The organism is Paenibacillus sp. sg306046, from assembly GCF_059821225.1.
In genome coordinates, this window is the sequence record NZ_JCAMRT010000009.1 from 1 (window position 1) to 15,604 (window position 15,604).

The following is a 15,604-nucleotide window of genomic DNA, read 5'->3' on the forward strand; positions in this document are numbered from 1 at the left end:
CTTGCTCATACGTCATGCTAGCGAGAATTTTCATTCTCTATTTAACACTCACTCGTTGTTCAGTTTTCAAAGGACAATTTTTGTCAGCCATTCAAGCGGCGACTTTTACAATATACCACATTCACTCACTTCATTGCAAGTACTTTTTTAAAGTTTTTTTCTCGATGAGAACCAAACTTACTAAAAAAATCCTCGCCGCCGAAGCAGCGAAGATTAATATATCACAAGCTATTCGACCTAGTCAAGGCTAAACCACATTTTTTTTAAAACCGATTTCTTATATTAACCTTGAATGACATCCTGAATATAAAGACGCCGCTCCGTAGTCAGGTTGACAATCATCCCGTTTACATTAACCCAAGGCCGGGTCGGATGCGCGCGGTCGGAAAACACAATTTCTCCAATCGTGTTGTCACTTAGCTTGACCAGCATGCCGTTATGGAAAGAGGTCACTTTGTTTATAAAGGTTTGTACCATAGCCGGGTCCAGCTTGCCGAAGGCTTCGTTTTGCAGTTGCTCCAGTACCAAGTAGGGAGATATGCCTTTTTTGTGAAACCGATCCGTTGTCATAGCATGGAACATATCGGCAATGGCGACCACTTTGGCATAAAAATGAATTTTATCGCCACGGGTTCCAAGCGGATAACCTGATCCGTCTTCCCGCTCATGATGCTGCAGGGCACACAGTTTGACGCCTTCATTGATAGCAGGCACAGCTTTCAGCATATTATAGCCGATAACCGTATGCTGCTTCATCTCCTCCAATTCCGGCATCGTAAGCTTACTTGGTTTATACAAAATAGCGGAATCCACCTTGGCATTACCGATATCGTGGAATAACCCGCCCAAAGCAATCGGCATCAAGTCCTTGACGGCAATCCCTAACCATTTGGCCAAGCTGTAGGAGGTCAAGCTGACCATAATGCTGTTATGATAAACAAAATCCTGCAATTGAAAGTTTCGCGGACTGAAGGTGAGAATGTTGTAGTCATCCATATCCTTGATCAAGGCTTCCAAATTCGTCCGGATATCCAAAATCGGCAGGTTTTGCCCACCCGAATTAGCGGCGTTGAAAACACGACGAACTAATTGGAGCATCTTCTCATACGTTTCATGGAAAGGCTGCACGACTGCCGTCAGCTCCTGGCCGCCTGCTTCTTCGCCAATTTGCTCGCCTTCCGCCTTGGAATCGGTTTGCACCGTCGGGATCATGAAGGCGCGTAAAATTTCAAGGTCCCGCTCCGTTACGATTTTCCCCTTGGCAAATAGTACATTATTAAACTTGGTCATCACATTTTCGATGATACGTTCTCCTTGTTTCAATTGGGAAACAGGAACGGTTGCCATGGGTAACTCCTCATTTCAACTAGGGTAGCCAGAAGGGCCTCCATTCCCGGCGCTCGTACCAGACTTAGGACCTCATTCTGCCCTCATTATAAGAAAAGCTTCGGATTGAAGCACTTTCGATGATGCTGCATAATCTTAAAAAAGCTTCGAATCGAAGCACGTTCGACGATGCTGCATTCGTGTTTAGAGGCGGCTTTTCTTGAAATATCTGCATGGTTGAGCTACGCTCAAACTTATACATGCTGACATTATAAACGAAAAAGAATGGGGATGTAACCCCATTCTTCTCTGTTTCGCAAATTAAAGCGAAGGTGCCGACACGCTACTCCTCGCTGCCTTCTTCAAGTTCGCCATCCGAAGATTCGCCAGCATTCAGGTCTTCCTGAACATCCTCTTCCGGCTCCTCGTCGCTTTTGTCAACCCGAGCGAGCGTCGATACTTCGTCTTCCTCGCGGATATTAATGACACGGACCCCTTGCGTATTCCGTCCCATTAAGGAAATGCCGGACATACTTGTCCGTATGACCGTCCCGAGCGCGGTGATGACCATCAGGTCCTCATCGTCACGTACGACCTTCAGACCGACGACTGGGCCGTTCTTAGGCGTTACGTTTAATGTCTTGATCCCTTTGCCGCCCCGCGACTGCGTCCGGTAATCCGTTACCGGCGTACGCTTGCCGTAGCCTTTAGAGGTCACAATCAGCACGCTGTCATTGGCCTGTGCCACGTCCATATCAATAACGGCATCGCCCTCATCAAGCTGAATACCTTTGACTCCGGTCGCCGAACGTCCCATTGCCCGCACGTCTTCTTCTGGGAAGTGGATGGACATGCCTTCCTTCGTCCCCATCATAATCGACTGATTGCCGTCGGTCAGACGTACGCCGATTAAGTCATCATCCTCACGGAGGTTGATGGCGATGAGACCGACTTTCCGAATGTTGCCGTAGTCGTCAAGCGGCGTTTTCTTCACGATGCCGTTTTTTGTGGCAAAAAATAAGTATTGCTCCGACTCGAAGCTTTCCACTGGAATAACGGCGTTGATGGTCTCGCCTTGCTCGATCTGAATCAGGTTGATGATCGGCGTTCCGCGAGCCGTCCGGCTCAGATCAGGAATCTCATACGCCTTCAGCCGGTACACCTTACCTTTATTCGTAAAGAACATCAGATAATGATGGGAATTGGTTACGAACAGATGCTCGACAAAGTCGTTGTCCTTCGTATCCATCCCAATCACGCCTTTGCCTCCACGACGCTGGCTCCGGTAGGTCGTAACCGGCAGACGTTTAATGTAGCCGGTATGCGTAATGGTGATGACCACATCTGTCTGAGGAATCAAATCCTCATCCTCAATGTCGCCGCCCATCGTAATTTCAGAACGGCGGTCATCGCCGAATTTATCCTTAATTTCGTTCAGCTCATTGCTGATGATTTCCAGCACCAGCTGCTCGTCCGCGAGAATCGCCTTCAGCTCTGCAATACGCTGCATCAGTTCGGCGTACTCTTCCTCGATTTTCTCGCGCTCCAGTCCGGTAAGGCGCTGCAAACGCATATCCAAAATCGCCTGGGCCTGATCATGGCTTAATCCGAACCGGGCCATCAAGCCTTCGCGGGCCTGCTCGCCTGTGCGGGAGCTGCGGATCAACGCAATCACTTCGTCCAGATGATCGAGTGCAATGCGCAAGCCTTCGAGAATATGAGCCCGGGCTTCAGCCTTGCGAAGCTCAAACTCGGTGCGCCGACGAATGACAACCTTCTGGTGCTCCAGGTAGTGGTACAGCATATCGCGCAGGTTCAGTACCTTAGGCTCGCCATTGACTAGCGCCAGCATAATGATCCCGAAGTTGGACTGCATCGCCGTCTGCTTGAACAAGTTGTTCAGCACGACGTTCGGATTTACATCACGTCTCAGCTCAATGACGATCCGCATGCCGTTCCGGTCGGACTCGTCCCGCAGGTCTGTGATGCCTTCAATTTTCTTTTCGCGCACCAGCTCGGCGATTTTTTCGATCAGCCGCGCTTTGTTGACCTGGTAAGGCAGCTCATGAACGATAATGCGAGCTTTATTGCCGGATTCTTCAATATCGGCCTTGGCTCTCATCGTCACCGAGCCGCGTCCGGTCGCATACGCCTGACGGATCCCTTCGCGGCCCATAATATAAGCGCCGGTCGGGAAGTCCGGTCCCTTGATGGATTGCATCAGATCAAGCGCCGTAACATCCGGATTGGCGATCAGCTGCTGGACGCCGTTGATCACTTCGGTCAAATTATGCGGCGGAATATTGGTGGCCATCCCGACGGCAATACCTGACGAGCCGTTGACCAGCAGGTTCGGAAACCGGGACGGGAGCACAACCGGCTCCAACTCTTCACCATCATAGTTTGGAGCAAAATCAATCGTTTCCTTGTTGATGTCGCGCAGCAGCTCCATGGCAATTTTGGATAGACGCGCCTCGGTATAACGCATAGCAGCCGCCATATCGCCGTCAATGGAACCAAAATTACCGTGGCCGTCCACGAGCATGTACCGCAGCGAGAAATCCTGCGCCATCCGCACCATCGTTTCATAGACGGCGCTGTCGCCATGCGGATGATATTTACCAATGACTTCGCCGACGATTCTCGCTGATTTCTTGTAAGGCTTGTCCGGGGACATGCCCAGCTCCGACATCGCGTACAAAATACGGCGATGTACCGGCTTCAGGCCGTCACGAACGTCCGGCAGCGCACGGCTGACGATAATGCTCATCGCATAGTCCATAAAGGATGTGCGCATCTCCGAGCCGATATCAATTTCTTTAATCTGCGAACGTGGTTCTTCCGACATGTGTACCTCCTACAAGTTTACGGAGCAAACCGCTTCGTATGCGTTGTTATAATGCGGAATGATGGATAATCTTGCCTTGCAGCTTCTGCATGATCATGTTATTCAATGAGTTCGCTCGCACGTAAGGACTGCCTGCATTAAGACGGGGAAGCTGCATCGGATCAGAGCCCCGGTCAACGAGTCCAGGCTGTGTCGTGAAGCCGTACTTCATCCCCGCCTGCCGGAGCAGGTCCACACTGTGCGCATCGTAAGCGCCGAACGGATAGGCGTACGTATTAACCGGACCGCTCTGCAAAACGGCCAGCTTGCTGATCGCCGTGCGCGTATCTGCCAAAATGCGCTGGTCGTAAGCCTCGTCGGTCTCCATGCGATCGCCTTGCCCGAGCTTCGTTGTCAGCAGCGCGCCTCCGGCCGCCGTCTTGGCATGCAAACTGTCAGAATGGCATTGCACGTCGATGTCCGGGTCCTCCGCTTTCATAAGCCGAATCTGCTCAGCGGATAAGGACGGCAGCAGCGCTTCCCCGGGATGATCGAGATCGCGCGTAATGACGAAGTTAACCGCAGGCACGTGCAGCTCCTTCAAAACCGGAAAGGCGCGCGTGTAGAAGCTCTCGTAGCCGTCGTCGAACGTGATGAGGACCGCATTGGACGGAACCTGCTGCCCTTGCATGTAGGAACGGAACTGCTCCAGTGTAATAAACCGGTAACCGCGCAGCTGCAAATCGACCAGCTGCTCCCGGAGACGTTCAGTTGTGATCGTGACCTCGCCGACCAGCGTATCATCCACGTGATGATACGCGAGCACCGCTACCCGATCGGTGTAATAAACAGAGGAACCGCCCGAGTGAACAAACCCGGGCGCGAGAAACAAAACGGACAGTATCGAAATCAGCCAGAGCAGACTGTATTTTTTAACCATACGCCTCCGTCAATGACCGTTAAATATCAAGATTTTTGACATATTTGGCATGCTGCTGAATAAAGTCGCGCCGCGGCTCGACGTTGTCGCCCATCAGCGTATCAAACATAATATCCGCTTCGATCGCATCCTGAATGCTGACCTGCAGCATCGCCCGGCTTTCCGGGTCCATCGTCGTTTCCCACAGCTGGCCCGGATTCATCTCGCCCAGACCTTTATAGCGCTGCACATTCACTTTGGCGCCTTCGCCGAATTCCGCCATAATCAACTCGCGCTGCCTGTCATTATAGGCGTAACGAATCGTTTTGTTGCGCTCCAGCTTGTAAAGCGGCGGCTGCGCGATATAAATATAACCCGCTTCGATGATTTTCCGCATATACCGGTAGAAAAACGTCAGCAGCAGCGTCCGAATATGCGCTCCGTCCACGTCCGCATCGGTCATAATAATAATTTTGTGATAACGCGCCTTGGCCAGGTCGAAGTCATCGCCGATCCCTGTGCCCAAAGCGGTAATGATGGCGCGAATCTCCGCGTTGGACAAAATTTTGTCCAGCCGCGATTTCTCGACGTTCAAAATTTTACCGCGCAGCGGCAAAATCGCTTGGAAGTGACGGTCGCGGCCTTGCTTGGCCGAACCGCCTGCCGAGTCGCCCTCGACAATGTACACTTCGCTGATCGAGGCATCCTTCGATGAGCAGTCTGCCAGCTTGCCCGGCAGCGAGCTTACTTCCAGCGCACTCTTGCGGCGCGTCAGCTCGCGAGCTTTGCGCGCGGCTTCACGGGCCCGCTGGGCCTGAACGCCTTTTTCAACGATTTTTTTGGCGACCGCCGGATTTTCCTCCAGAAATTCCTGCAGCTTCTCCGCAAATAAAGACTCGACAATACCGCGAACCTCGCTGTTGCCAAGCTTTGTTTTGGTTTGCCCTTCGAATTGCGGCTCCGGAATTTTAACGGAAATAATCGCCGTCAAGCCTTCACGCACATCGTCGCCGGACAAGTTCGCATCGCTTTCCTTGATCGTGTTGTATTTCCGCGCGTATTCGTTCAAAATCCGGGTCAGCGCGCTCTTGAAGCCAGACTCATGCGTACCGCCCTCATGGGTGTTAATGTTGTTCGCGAACGAATATATGTTTTCCGTGTAGCTGTCGTTGTACTGCAGGGCGACCTCTACGTGGATATTGTCCTTGTTGCCCTCGACATAGATCGGCGACTCGTGCAGCGCTTCGCGGGTACGGTTCAGGTACTCGACGAATGAAATAATGCCGCCTTCGTAGATAAATGTCTGACTTTCATCGGTGCGTTCATCCGTCAGCACAATTTCGATACCGCGGTTCAGGAACGCCAGCTCGCGAATCCGTGATTGCAGCGTATCATAGTCGTACTCCGTCGTTTCGGTGAAAATAGTTTCATCCGGCCAGAAGGTGACGGTTGTCCCCGTATCCTCGGTTTCGCCAATTTCTCTAAGCTCATATTGCGGTGTGCCGCAGTGGTACTCTTGCTGATAAACCTTGCCCTTCAGCTTGACGGTAACAACCAGCTTCTTGGACAAAGCATTCACGACGGACACGCCTACGCCATGCAAGCCTCCGGACACCTTGTAGCCTTCGCCTCCGAATTTACCGCCGGCATGCAGCACCGTCAGTACGACCTCAACGGTCGATTTCTTCAGCTTCGTATTTTCCCCTACCGGAATGCCTCGTCCGTTATCCACGACGGTGATGCTGTTATCGGCATGCACGGTAACTTCGATTCTTGTACAAAATCCTGCCAAAGCCTCGTCGATACTGTTGTCGACGACTTCCCAGACCAGATGATGAAGTCCGCGGGCGCTTGTAGAGCCGATATACATCCCGGGTCTTTTGCGGACAGCTTCCAGACCCTCAAGTACCTGTATCTGACTTTCATCATAGGTTGTACCCGGATTTACAGACATGCAAACACCTACTTTTCCATGATAAAAACTGCGATTAGAGAGATTCTTGCCGCGCAAGCGCAAGATTCGGTCAAGTTGTGAGTAGCTGGTGCGCGCGCTTCTTCAGCGTCATGGAGGAGATCGGTGAATAGTACACCTTCGTCTGGGTAACGACAAGGGACTTGCTCTCTTCCTCGCCTATGATCTCGACCCGTTTTTCCTTGCTCGCATAAGTTACGAATTGCTTGGATATTTTCGAAGATTTCTCAATGGACAAGTCAAAAATGGCGATGAGCTCCGAGGTGCGGATAATCTTCTCCCCGCCTAAATGGATAAACATAAGCAACCCACTCCTTATCGGCCAAACCATCTATGTCAAGCTTCCGTCCCGGACATGAATCACGGAAGCACTTTCCAATTTTGACAAATTTATACTTTCAATTCCGGTCGTCGTAATGAATGTCTGAACCTTGCGCTGGAACGTCTCGATCAGCTGCGTCTGGCGAAACTGATCCAGCTCGGACAAAACATCATCGAGAAGCAGGAGGGGGTACTCGCCGACTTCCTCGCCGATCAGCTCGATCTCAGCCAGCTTCAAAGACAACGCGGTCGTGCGTTGCTGTCCTTGGGAACCAAACGTTTGCGCTTCCCGATCGTTGATATAAAAGCGCAAATCGTCCCGGTGCGGGCCGACTAAGGTGACGCCTCGTCGCAATTCCTGTTCTTTTGCCTGTGATAACTTTATCATAAATTGGTCAAATAAAACAGCTTCTTCTTGGTCGAGGAAGGGGGCCAGCGCGCTTTCGTAGTCGATTCGCAGCCTTTCCTGATCGTTCGTGATGCCCGCATGAATTTTTTCAGCCCAGTTTTGCAGCTTTTTAATAAAGCTTTGACGTTTTTTTATAATTTTAGTACCAAATTGCGCCAACTGCTCATTCCAGACGTCCAGCATAGCCGGTTTCCCCGTTGAACCGAATAGCTGCTTGAGGTAATTGTTGCGCTGCACGAGAATTTTATTGTACTGCGACAGGTCATACAAATAGGCCGGATGTACTTGTCCGATCTCCATATCGAGAAACCGGCGGCGTACGCCCGGCGAGCCCTTCACAATTTCCAGATCCTCCGGAGCAAACATGACCACATTCAGCGAGCCGATAAAGTTGCTCAGCTTGCGCTGCTCCAAACCGTTCACCTTGGCGCGCTTCCCCTGCGTCGAGACGGAAAGATCCAGCTGCACCGTGCCGTAGCGCTTCTCGATTTCCCCGTGAATCAGCGCCGCCTTCTCCTGCCAGCGAATCAGCTCCTTGTCCTGGTTCGTCCGGTGCGATTTCGTCAGCGCAAGCACATAGATGGATTCCAGCAGATTGGTTTTCCCCTGGGCGTTCGGCCCGACAATGATGTTAACCATCTGATCGGTTGCGAACTCCATCTGCTCGTAATTGCGGTAATTGCGGACAGACAGCTTTTTTAATAACACGGACGTGCTCCCCCCACCTACTCCTGAACAACCTGGAACTCGCCGCAGCCGTCGACGACGACGCGGTCGCCTGCGACCAGCTTGCGCCCGCGGCGGTTTTCCGCCTCTCCATTTACCGAAATCGCAGTTTCCTGTACAAAAAATTTCGCTTGTCCACCTGTGGATATGCAGTCGGACAGCTTCAAAAACTGCCCGAGCGTAATATAATCCGTGCGAATGGCAATAGGTTTCATGTGGATAACGATCTCCTTCCTGGCCTGAACGGCTCGTTTATGTCGTTGTCCGATATGGGAGGATGAGCTGCAGCAAGCTGCTGTTCCCCTCCGGACGGATAATGATCGGCTGCATCGCTCCGGTAAATCCGATATAAATTTGCTCGCTATCCATCACCTTGAGCGCATCCAGCATGTACTTGGAGTTAAATGAAATGCGCAGCAGCTCTCCGGTGAGGCTGACGGCATCGAGCTCTTCGGTAACCTTGCCCAGCTCAGAGGAGCTGGATGAAATTTCAATCGTCTGGTTTTCGCGCATCAGCAGCTTGACGATGTTGCTTTTATCCTCACGGGACAACAAATACGCCCGGTCAATCGCATCAACAAGCCGATCCGTCGGAACGACGAGTTCTGTTTGGAATGCCTGCGGAATCAGCTTTGAGGTATCCGGGTACGTGCCTTCCAGAATGCGGGTATAAAACAGGATGGAGCTCATTTTAAACAAAACCTGATTATCGGCAAATACGACGTCAATCAGCGTGTTTTGGTCGGGCAAAATTTTGGACAGCTCGTTAAGCGTTTTTCCGGCAATGGCTACGTTGGACAGTACAAGTCCTTCCTCTGTGTCGATCGGGGTTTCCCGCGTGGCCAGCCGGTGACGGTCACAGGCGATAAATTTAAGCTTTTTATTGCTGATCGTCCACAAAATGCCGGTCAAAATGGGCGTTGCTTCGTTAGTCGATACGGCAAAGGACGTTTGCTTGATCATCGTTTTGAGCACATCGCTAGGAATTTGGATTCGTTTGCTTTCCTCAATCCCAGGCATAATCGGATATTCTTCAGGGTCAAGACCCATCAGTTGAATTTCAGAAGAGCCGGAGCGGATGATCGTCTGGAAATGCTCCTTCACTTCGATTTCGATATGCTGCGCAGGCAGCTTGCGAATAATTTCCACAAAAAATTTGGAAGGCAAAACAACGCTGCCGGATTGCTTCAAGTCAATCACCTGCAGCTCGCCTTTTTCCAATGGAATAAAGCTTTGGATGGAAATGTCCGTATCGCTTGCCGTTAAAGTCATGCCGGATGAATCCGCATCTATTTTGATTCCTGTCAGAATCGGAATGGTCGTTTTGCTGGAAATGGCTTTGTATACATGCTGAATGGACTCGTTCAGGAAATCTTTCAGTACCGTTAATTTCATACGTGTCACTCCTACAGGTTCTAAAGTGGGACAAAGGGTCATATGCATCTATATTACATGTTTTTTTTATTTAGTTGAAGTAGTAGGGGCGTCTAATATGTGGATATGTGGGTGAACAGCGCAAAACCAAAGCCTATCCACATGTGAATAGTTTGTGCATAGGCTTTGGTTTATTCAGCTGTGAACCTGGTGACAGAAGACGATTTTCCGTTAGCTTTACAACGTCACGTTTTTCACTTTTTCGGTTATGTTTTGAATGATTTTGTACAATTCCTGATCAGCCTTGACCGCTTCCGATATTTTCTCATGCGCATGAATCACAGTCGTATGATCGCGCCCGCCGAACGCCTCGCCGATTTTCGGCAGCGAGAAGTCGGTCATCTCGCGTGCCATATACATCGCGATCTGCCGGGGAAAGGCGACCATTTTCGTCCGTTTCCGCGCTTTGAAATCTTCGATTTTGAGTCCGTAAAACTCGCCAACCTTCTGCTGGATGTCCTGAATCGTAATGACCCGCGGCCTGCTGCTCGGAATAATATCCTTGAGCGCCTCGGCGGCCAGATGGGACGTAATATCCTTGTTGATCAGCGACGAATACGCCACAACGCGGATCAAAGCCCCTTCCAATTCCCGGATGTTGGTATCAATCTGATTGGCGATGTACACCATAGCTTCATTGGGAATATCAAGGTTTTCCGCCTTGGCCTTCTTCCGCAAAATCGCAATCCGCGTCTCCAGGTCGGGAGGCTGGATATCCGTAATCAACCCCCATTCAAAGCGCGAGCGGAGCCGCTCCTCCAGCGTCGGAATCTCCTTGGGCGGCCGGTCGCTGGAAATGATGATTTGCTTGCGTTCCTCGTGCAGCGCGTTGAAGGTATGGAAAAATTCTTCCTGGGTTCCTTCTTTTCCGGCGAGAAACTGAATATCATCAATAAGCAGCACGTCGATCGTCCGGTATTTGTTGCGAAAATCCTCGCCGCGGTTATCCCGGACGGCATTGATGAATTCATTGGTGAATTTCTCGGATGAGATGTACATGACGCGGGCGCTCGGGTTGTGCTCCAGCACGTAATGCCCGATTGCATGCATCAGGTGAGTTTTTCCAAGTCCCACGCCTCCATACAAAAACAGCGGATTATACGCCTTGGCGGGCGCTTCCGCGACGGCCAGCGATGCGGCATGGGCGAATCTGTTCCCCGATCCGATAACGAAAGTATCAAAGGTGTATTTGGCGTTCATAGTATGGGCAATGGTTTCTTCAGCCGCAGACCTGGTTTTCGCTGGAGGAATGGCAGGTGCGGGAGGCGCCCCGAACGCATGAACGTCGTCGTCGGATTCAATGATGAACTTCAGCTCGACTTGCTTGCCGGTATAATCGTAGACCGCTTCCTTAATGTGCTTCGTATACCGATTCTCAAGCCAGTCGCGCGCGAAATTGTTAGGGGTACAGATGACGACGGTCGATTCGTTGAATGCGACAGCCCTTGTGGAGATCAGCCACGTTTCGTAGCTGGGTTTGCTCACCCTTTTTTGCAGAATGGAAAGGACTTGCTGCCATTGTTCGTTAGGATGGCTTTCCACAAATTATTCACTCCTTCAGCTAAGTACCGGTGCAGCGTCGAAGAGCGCCGCTGTAGAAAAAAATGAAAGGTGTCGAAACTCATCCACAATATGCAGATAAGCGACAAACCTTTTATCCAAGCCTCTTGTATTTTGTTCACAATTCTGTCCACAGGCTGTGCATAACTTTAGTTAGCCACATTCGTATCCACAACATAAAACATATTCATGATATCAAAAAAGCCCTTGCTCCGCAATGGAAAGTGATTATTTATCCACATCCCCAATACCTTGTGTATAAAAGTTATCAACAGCACAAGATATTGTTTATAGGCTGTTAACATTTCGACAAAAACCGGGGCCGGTCGTGCTTTTTTATGCACAGGGGGGTGCGAGGGGAGGCGGGCGGATGGCTGTGTATAACTTTTTATGCGATGCGCCGAAGGGGCCGGTTGACTTTTCGTCTGTAAAGTGGTTTAATGTTGTAAGGTATTTTCAGGGCCGGAATGATCCTGTCCTAGAGGAGGTGTACGCTCGAAATGAGACCGACATTTAAGCCGAATGTAAGAAAACGCAAGAAGGTTCACGGCTTCCGTAAAAGAATGAGCACAAAGAATGGCCGCAAGGTGCTTGCTGCTCGTCGCCTTAAAGGAAGAAAAGTACTGAGCGCCTAAGACGAAAGACCACTGCCCGGTGGTCTTTTTTGTTTTCCAATATATAACCGATCAGGTACGCCCGCGCCGGTGCGCGAATGTTTCGGTAGTCGAAGGAAGCTCGAATGCTGCAATGGGAGAGATTAAGCGTGGACAAAAAAAACCGGCTGACCAAACGGGAATATTTCGACAAGGTGTACAGGCACGGCAAGTCGGCGGCCAACCACCAATTTGTACTTTATTATAAAGCGCAGCCGCGCCAGGCGTCGTTCCGCTTCGGCGTATCTGTCAGCAAGAAGCTCGGCAACGCGGTTGTGCGCAACCGGATTCGCCGGGTGCTGAAGGAAATTGTCCGGCTGAATGCGGACCGGCTGCCTGGCGGGTACGATCTGATTTTGATCGCGCGCAAGCCGGTGACGGAGATGTCGTACCACGAGATGGAAAAGAGCGTTTTCCACGTGCTGAGGCGGGCTTCTTTGCTGCGTCGGCGGGAGGAAATACGGCCTGTGGATTAGTTTCTTTGTGAGCGTGAATGTGATATAGTTTATTATTGGAAAAGATGAAGCTGGGAGGATGTTCTTTTGACGCGTCAACTACTGAAATTTTTGCCTCTGACGGCGTTGCTGCTGCTGGCGGGATGTAGCAATCCGGCTACGGCAAAATTGGATCGCGAGAACAGCTTTTGGGACAAGTATTTCGTAGGCCCGCTGTCAGACGTGCTCGATTGGTTCGCCAATTTGATGGGCGGATCGTACGGGCTGTCGATTCTCGTCGTGACAATTATTATCCGTGTGATCATTTTGCCGTTGACGCTCAAGCAATACAAGAGCTCCAAACGGATGCAGGAAGTACAGCCTGAGATCAAGAAGCTGCAGGCTAAATATAAGGATGATCCGAAAAAAGTTCAGGAAGAAACGATGAAGCTGTTCCAGAGAGAAGGCGTAAATCCGCTCGCGGGCTGCTTTCCGATTCTCGTACAGATGCCGATTCTGATCGCGTTGTACAACGCCATTATGCGTAACCCGGACATCGGCACGCATTCCTTCCTCTGGCTGGAGCTTGGACAGAAGGATCCTTATTATATTTTGCCGCTGCTGGCGGCGCTGACGACGTTCCTGCAGCAGAAGATGATGTCTGCACAGATGACGGCGCAGATGCGGAGCCTGATGTTTATTTTCCCGGTATTGATTTTCGTCATGGCGATGAATTTCGCCTCGGCGTTGCCGCTGTACTGGGTATACAGCAACTTGTTCACCGTTGTACAAACTTATTTTATTTACGGAAAACCGGCGGCTGTAAATGGCGCGGAGGCTCTCGAAGGTACGGACACCAAAGCCAAGCCCAAATCCAAGTCTAAAAAATCCGGCGGATCTAAAAAATAAGGGTGGCCGATGAGATGAAAAAAATCGTGGTAACGGGTAAGACAATCGAAGACGCTGTGAAAAGCGGATTGCTGCAGCTCGGTGCAACGGAAGACCGGGTTAACGTACAAGTTTTGGAGCAGCCCTCCAAAGGGTTGTTCGGCCTTATTGGCGTGAAGCACGCCAAGGTTGAGCTGGAGCTGCTGCCCGATGCCATGGAAGAAGCCGTCAAGTTCCTGCAGGAGCTGCTGCGAACGATGAAGCTGGACGTGCGGATTGAACAAAAGCAGGACAAGGACGGCTTCGAGCTGCATCTGCACGGCCACGAGCTGGGGATGCTGATCGGACGCCGCGGACAGACGCTTGATGCGCTGCAGTATCTCGTGAATATTGTGGCGAATCGCTATTCCGACCGCCATCTGCGGGTGGTGCTGGATGCGGAGCAATTTCGGCAGCGCCGCAAAAAAACGCTGGAGGAGCTGGCCGATCGGCTGGCCGAGCGTGTCATCCGAACGAAGAAGGAGGTTGTGCTGGAGCCGATGTCGCCGCAGGAGCGCAAGGTGATTCATTACCAGCTGCAACAACATCCGCGAGTCCGAACGTTCAGCCGCGGCGATGAACCGAACCGCCGCGTAGTTATCGTATTGCGTTGATCTGATGCTGCAATGACGTCATGCTTGAATGACTTCATTGCTTTTTCTTTAGGCACGATAAGTTTGAATTCCAAGATGAGGTGCAGATGAAGATGATGCAAGACACAATCGCGGCCATCGCAACGCCTTCCGGCGAGGGCGGCATTGCGGTGATCCGCGTGAGCGGGGAGGAAGCCGTTGCGGTCAGCGACCGTCTGTTCAGCGGGAAGGCGAAGCTCGCGGACGTGCCGACGCACACCGTGCACTATGGATATATCCGCTCTCCGCAAACCGGCCTGCGGGTAGAGGAGGTTCTCGTCACCGTGATGCGCGGGCCGCGTTCGTTCACGAAGGAGGATGTCGTGGAGATTAGCTGTCACGGCGGCTTTGTATCGGTCCGCAAAGTGCTGGATTTGCTGCTGGAGAGCGGAGCCCGGTTGGCTGAGCCAGGGGAGTTCACGAAGCGGGCTTTTCTGAACGGGCGGATTGATCTGACGCAGGCCGAGGCGGTTATCGACCTGATTCGCGCCAAGTCGGACCGGGCGTTCCGGATTGCGCTCAAGCAGTCGGAGGGCAGCTTGTCCAGGCGGATCGGAGAGCTGCGGCACCGGCTGGTGGAGCTGATGGCGCATATTGAGGTAAACATTGATTACCCCGAGCATGACGTCGAGGAGCTGACCAACGCATTTATTCGAGACAAGTGCAGCTTGGCGCTGGAAGATATCGAGCGTTTACTGGCAACGGCCGAGCAGGGTAAAATCTTGCGTGAGGGCTTGGTTACGGCGATTATCGGACGGCCGAATGTCGGCAAGTCATCGTTGCTGAATACACTGGCTCAGGAGGATCGCGCGATTGTGACCGATATTGCCGGGACGACGCGTGATGTGGTTGAGGAATACGTGCATGTGAACGGCATTCCGCTCAAGCTGCTGGATACGGCCGGCATCCGCGAAACTAGTGATGTGGTGGAGAAAATCGGGGTGGAGAAGTCGCGGCAGGCATTGTCGGACGCGGATCTGATCCTGCTTGTCTTCAATGGCGCGGAAGCGCTGCTGGCCGAGGAACGCGAGATGATCGGCGAGCTGGCCGGTCGTCAGGTGATTGCCATTGTGAACAAGGTTGATTTGCCGCAGCAGTTGGATGAAGCCGAGCTGGCTGCCGCCTTCGGACCGGAGCGCGTCGTACGGATGTCACTGCTTGAGCAGCAGGGAATTGTGGATCTGGAGAAGGCGATCGCGGGAATTTTCTTCAGCGGACAAGTGGAGGCCAGCGACTTGACTTATGTGAGCAATGCGCGCCATATTCATCTGTTGAAGTCGGCCAAGTCGGATTTGCAGGAGGCTTATACGGCGGCCGAGTCATTTGTACCGATAGATATGATTCAGATTGATATTCGCAACGCGTGGGAGCATCTCGGCGAGGTGATCGGCGATTCGGTCAGCGAATCTTTGATTGATCAAATTTTCTCCCAGTTTTGTCTGGGTAAATAATAGACAACATAAA

At 51.6% G+C, this 15,604-nt stretch carries 14 protein-coding genes; 5 read left to right on the plus strand and 9 right to left on the minus strand.

What is annotated here, in order from left to right; all coding sequences use genetic code 11:
- Nucleotides 1-282: 282 nt before the first annotated feature.
- The 9 genes from AC6ROY_RS11020 to dnaA all read right to left on the minus strand — a co-directional run bounded on the left by AC6ROY_RS11020 (nt 283) and on the right by dnaA (nt 11,476).
- The gene (locus AC6ROY_RS11020; RefSeq protein ID WP_500100440.1) at nt 283-1,347 is read right to left on the minus strand and encodes an HD-GYP domain-containing protein; all 1,065 of its coding nucleotides are present in this window, start codon (nt 1,345-1,347) and stop codon (nt 283-285) included.
- Between the two features lie 322 nt (nt 1,348-1,669).
- Nucleotides 1,670-4,174: a DNA gyrase subunit A gene (gyrA, locus tag AC6ROY_RS11025; RefSeq protein WP_500100441.1), complete on the minus strand. Its 2,505-nt coding sequence runs from the start codon at nt 4,172-4,174 to the stop codon at nt 1,670-1,672.
- 46 nt (nt 4,175-4,220) lie between these two features.
- A complete protein-coding gene (locus AC6ROY_RS11030) occupies nt 4,221-5,093 on the minus strand; it encodes a polysaccharide deacetylase family protein (RefSeq protein ID WP_500100442.1) in 873 nt (290 codons plus the stop codon).
- 19 nt (nt 5,094-5,112) lie between these two features.
- Nucleotides 5,113-7,026, minus strand: a complete 1,914-nt coding sequence (gyrB, locus tag AC6ROY_RS11035) for a DNA topoisomerase (ATP-hydrolyzing) subunit B (RefSeq protein WP_500100443.1) — start codon at nt 7,024-7,026, stop codon at nt 5,113-5,115.
- Nucleotides 7,027-7,096: 70 nt separating this feature from the next.
- Entirely contained in the window at nt 7,097-7,345 is a 249-nt protein-coding gene (gene remB / locus AC6ROY_RS11040; RefSeq protein WP_500100445.1) for an extracellular matrix regulator RemB, read from the minus strand.
- Nucleotides 7,346-7,375: 30 nt separating this feature from the next.
- Nucleotides 7,376-8,482, minus strand: coding sequence for a DNA replication/repair protein RecF (recF, locus tag AC6ROY_RS11045; RefSeq protein WP_500100447.1), 1,107 nt, complete (start codon nt 8,480-8,482; stop codon nt 7,376-7,378).
- Nucleotides 8,483-8,499: 17 nt separating this feature from the next.
- Nucleotides 8,500-8,715 (minus strand): S4 domain-containing protein YaaA, encoded by a 216-nt coding sequence (yaaA, locus tag AC6ROY_RS11050; protein WP_500100448.1) that lies wholly within the window; start codon nt 8,713-8,715, stop codon nt 8,500-8,502.
- A gap of 37 nt (nt 8,716-8,752) precedes the next feature.
- Nucleotides 8,753-9,895, minus strand: a complete 1,143-nt coding sequence (gene dnaN / locus AC6ROY_RS11055; RefSeq protein WP_500100449.1) for a DNA polymerase III subunit beta — start codon at nt 9,893-9,895, stop codon at nt 8,753-8,755.
- A 216-nt stretch (nt 9,896-10,111) separates the two neighbouring features.
- The gene (gene dnaA / locus AC6ROY_RS11060) at nt 10,112-11,476 is read right to left on the minus strand and encodes a chromosomal replication initiator protein DnaA (protein ID WP_500100450.1); all 1,365 of its coding nucleotides are present in this window, start codon (nt 11,474-11,476) and stop codon (nt 10,112-10,114) included.
- 518 nt (nt 11,477-11,994) lie between these two features.
- Between dnaA and rpmH the strand changes: the two genes are divergently transcribed.
- The 5 genes from rpmH to mnmE all read left to right on the plus strand — a co-directional run bounded on the left by rpmH (nt 11,995) and on the right by mnmE (nt 15,591).
- Nucleotides 11,995-12,129 (plus strand): 50S ribosomal protein L34, encoded by a 135-nt coding sequence (gene rpmH / locus AC6ROY_RS11065; RefSeq protein WP_010502230.1) that lies wholly within the window; start codon nt 11,995-11,997, stop codon nt 12,127-12,129.
- A 128-nt stretch (nt 12,130-12,257) separates the two neighbouring features.
- The gene (rnpA, locus tag AC6ROY_RS11070) at nt 12,258-12,623 is read left to right on the plus strand and encodes a ribonuclease P protein component (protein ID WP_500100451.1); all 366 of its coding nucleotides are present in this window, start codon (nt 12,258-12,260) and stop codon (nt 12,621-12,623) included.
- Between the two features lie 66 nt (nt 12,624-12,689).
- Nucleotides 12,690-13,490, plus strand: coding sequence for a membrane protein insertase YidC (gene yidC / locus AC6ROY_RS11075; RefSeq protein ID WP_500100453.1), 801 nt, complete (start codon nt 12,690-12,692; stop codon nt 13,488-13,490).
- Between the two features lie 14 nt (nt 13,491-13,504).
- Nucleotides 13,505-14,122, plus strand: coding sequence for an RNA-binding cell elongation regulator Jag/EloR (gene jag, locus AC6ROY_RS11080; RefSeq protein ID WP_500100455.1), 618 nt, complete (start codon nt 13,505-13,507; stop codon nt 14,120-14,122).
- A 92-nt stretch (nt 14,123-14,214) separates the two neighbouring features.
- The gene (mnmE, locus tag AC6ROY_RS11085) at nt 14,215-15,591 is read left to right on the plus strand and encodes a tRNA uridine-5-carboxymethylaminomethyl(34) synthesis GTPase MnmE (protein WP_500100457.1); all 1,377 of its coding nucleotides are present in this window, start codon (nt 14,215-14,217) and stop codon (nt 15,589-15,591) included.
- Nucleotides 15,592-15,604 lie beyond the last annotated feature (13 nt).

Bases quoted from the DNA above. Each gene is read 5' to 3' on its own strand.
- rpmH (WP_010502230.1), top strand. From the start codon at position 11,995: ATGAGACCGACATTTAAGCCGAATGTAAGAAAACGCAAGAAGGTTCAC.
- jag (WP_500100455.1), top strand. From the start codon at position 13,505: ATGAAAAAAATCGTGGTAACGGGTAAGACAATCGAAGACGCTGTGAAA.
- yaaA (WP_500100448.1), bottom strand. From the start codon at position 8,715: ATGAAACCTATTGCCATTCGCACGGATTATATTACGCTCGGGCAGTTT.
- gyrB (WP_500100443.1), bottom strand. From the start codon at position 7,026: ATGTCTGTAAATCCGGGTACAACCTATGATGAAAGTCAGATACAGGTA.
- AC6ROY_RS11020 (WP_500100440.1), bottom strand. From the start codon at position 1,347: ATGGCAACCGTTCCTGTTTCCCAATTGAAACAAGGAGAACGTATCATC.
- gyrA (WP_500100441.1), bottom strand. From the start codon at position 4,174: ATGTCGGAAGAACCACGTTCGCAGATTAAAGAAATTGATATCGGCTCG.
- AC6ROY_RS11030 (WP_500100442.1), bottom strand. From the start codon at position 5,093: ATGGTTAAAAAATACAGTCTGCTCTGGCTGATTTCGATACTGTCCGTT.
- remB (WP_500100445.1), bottom strand. From the start codon at position 7,345: ATGTTTATCCATTTAGGCGGGGAGAAGATTATCCGCACCTCGGAGCTC.
- mnmE (WP_500100457.1), top strand. From the start codon at position 14,215: ATGATGCAAGACACAATCGCGGCCATCGCAACGCCTTCCGGCGAGGGC.
- dnaN (WP_500100449.1), bottom strand. From the start codon at position 9,895: ATGAAATTAACGGTACTGAAAGATTTCCTGAACGAGTCCATTCAGCAT.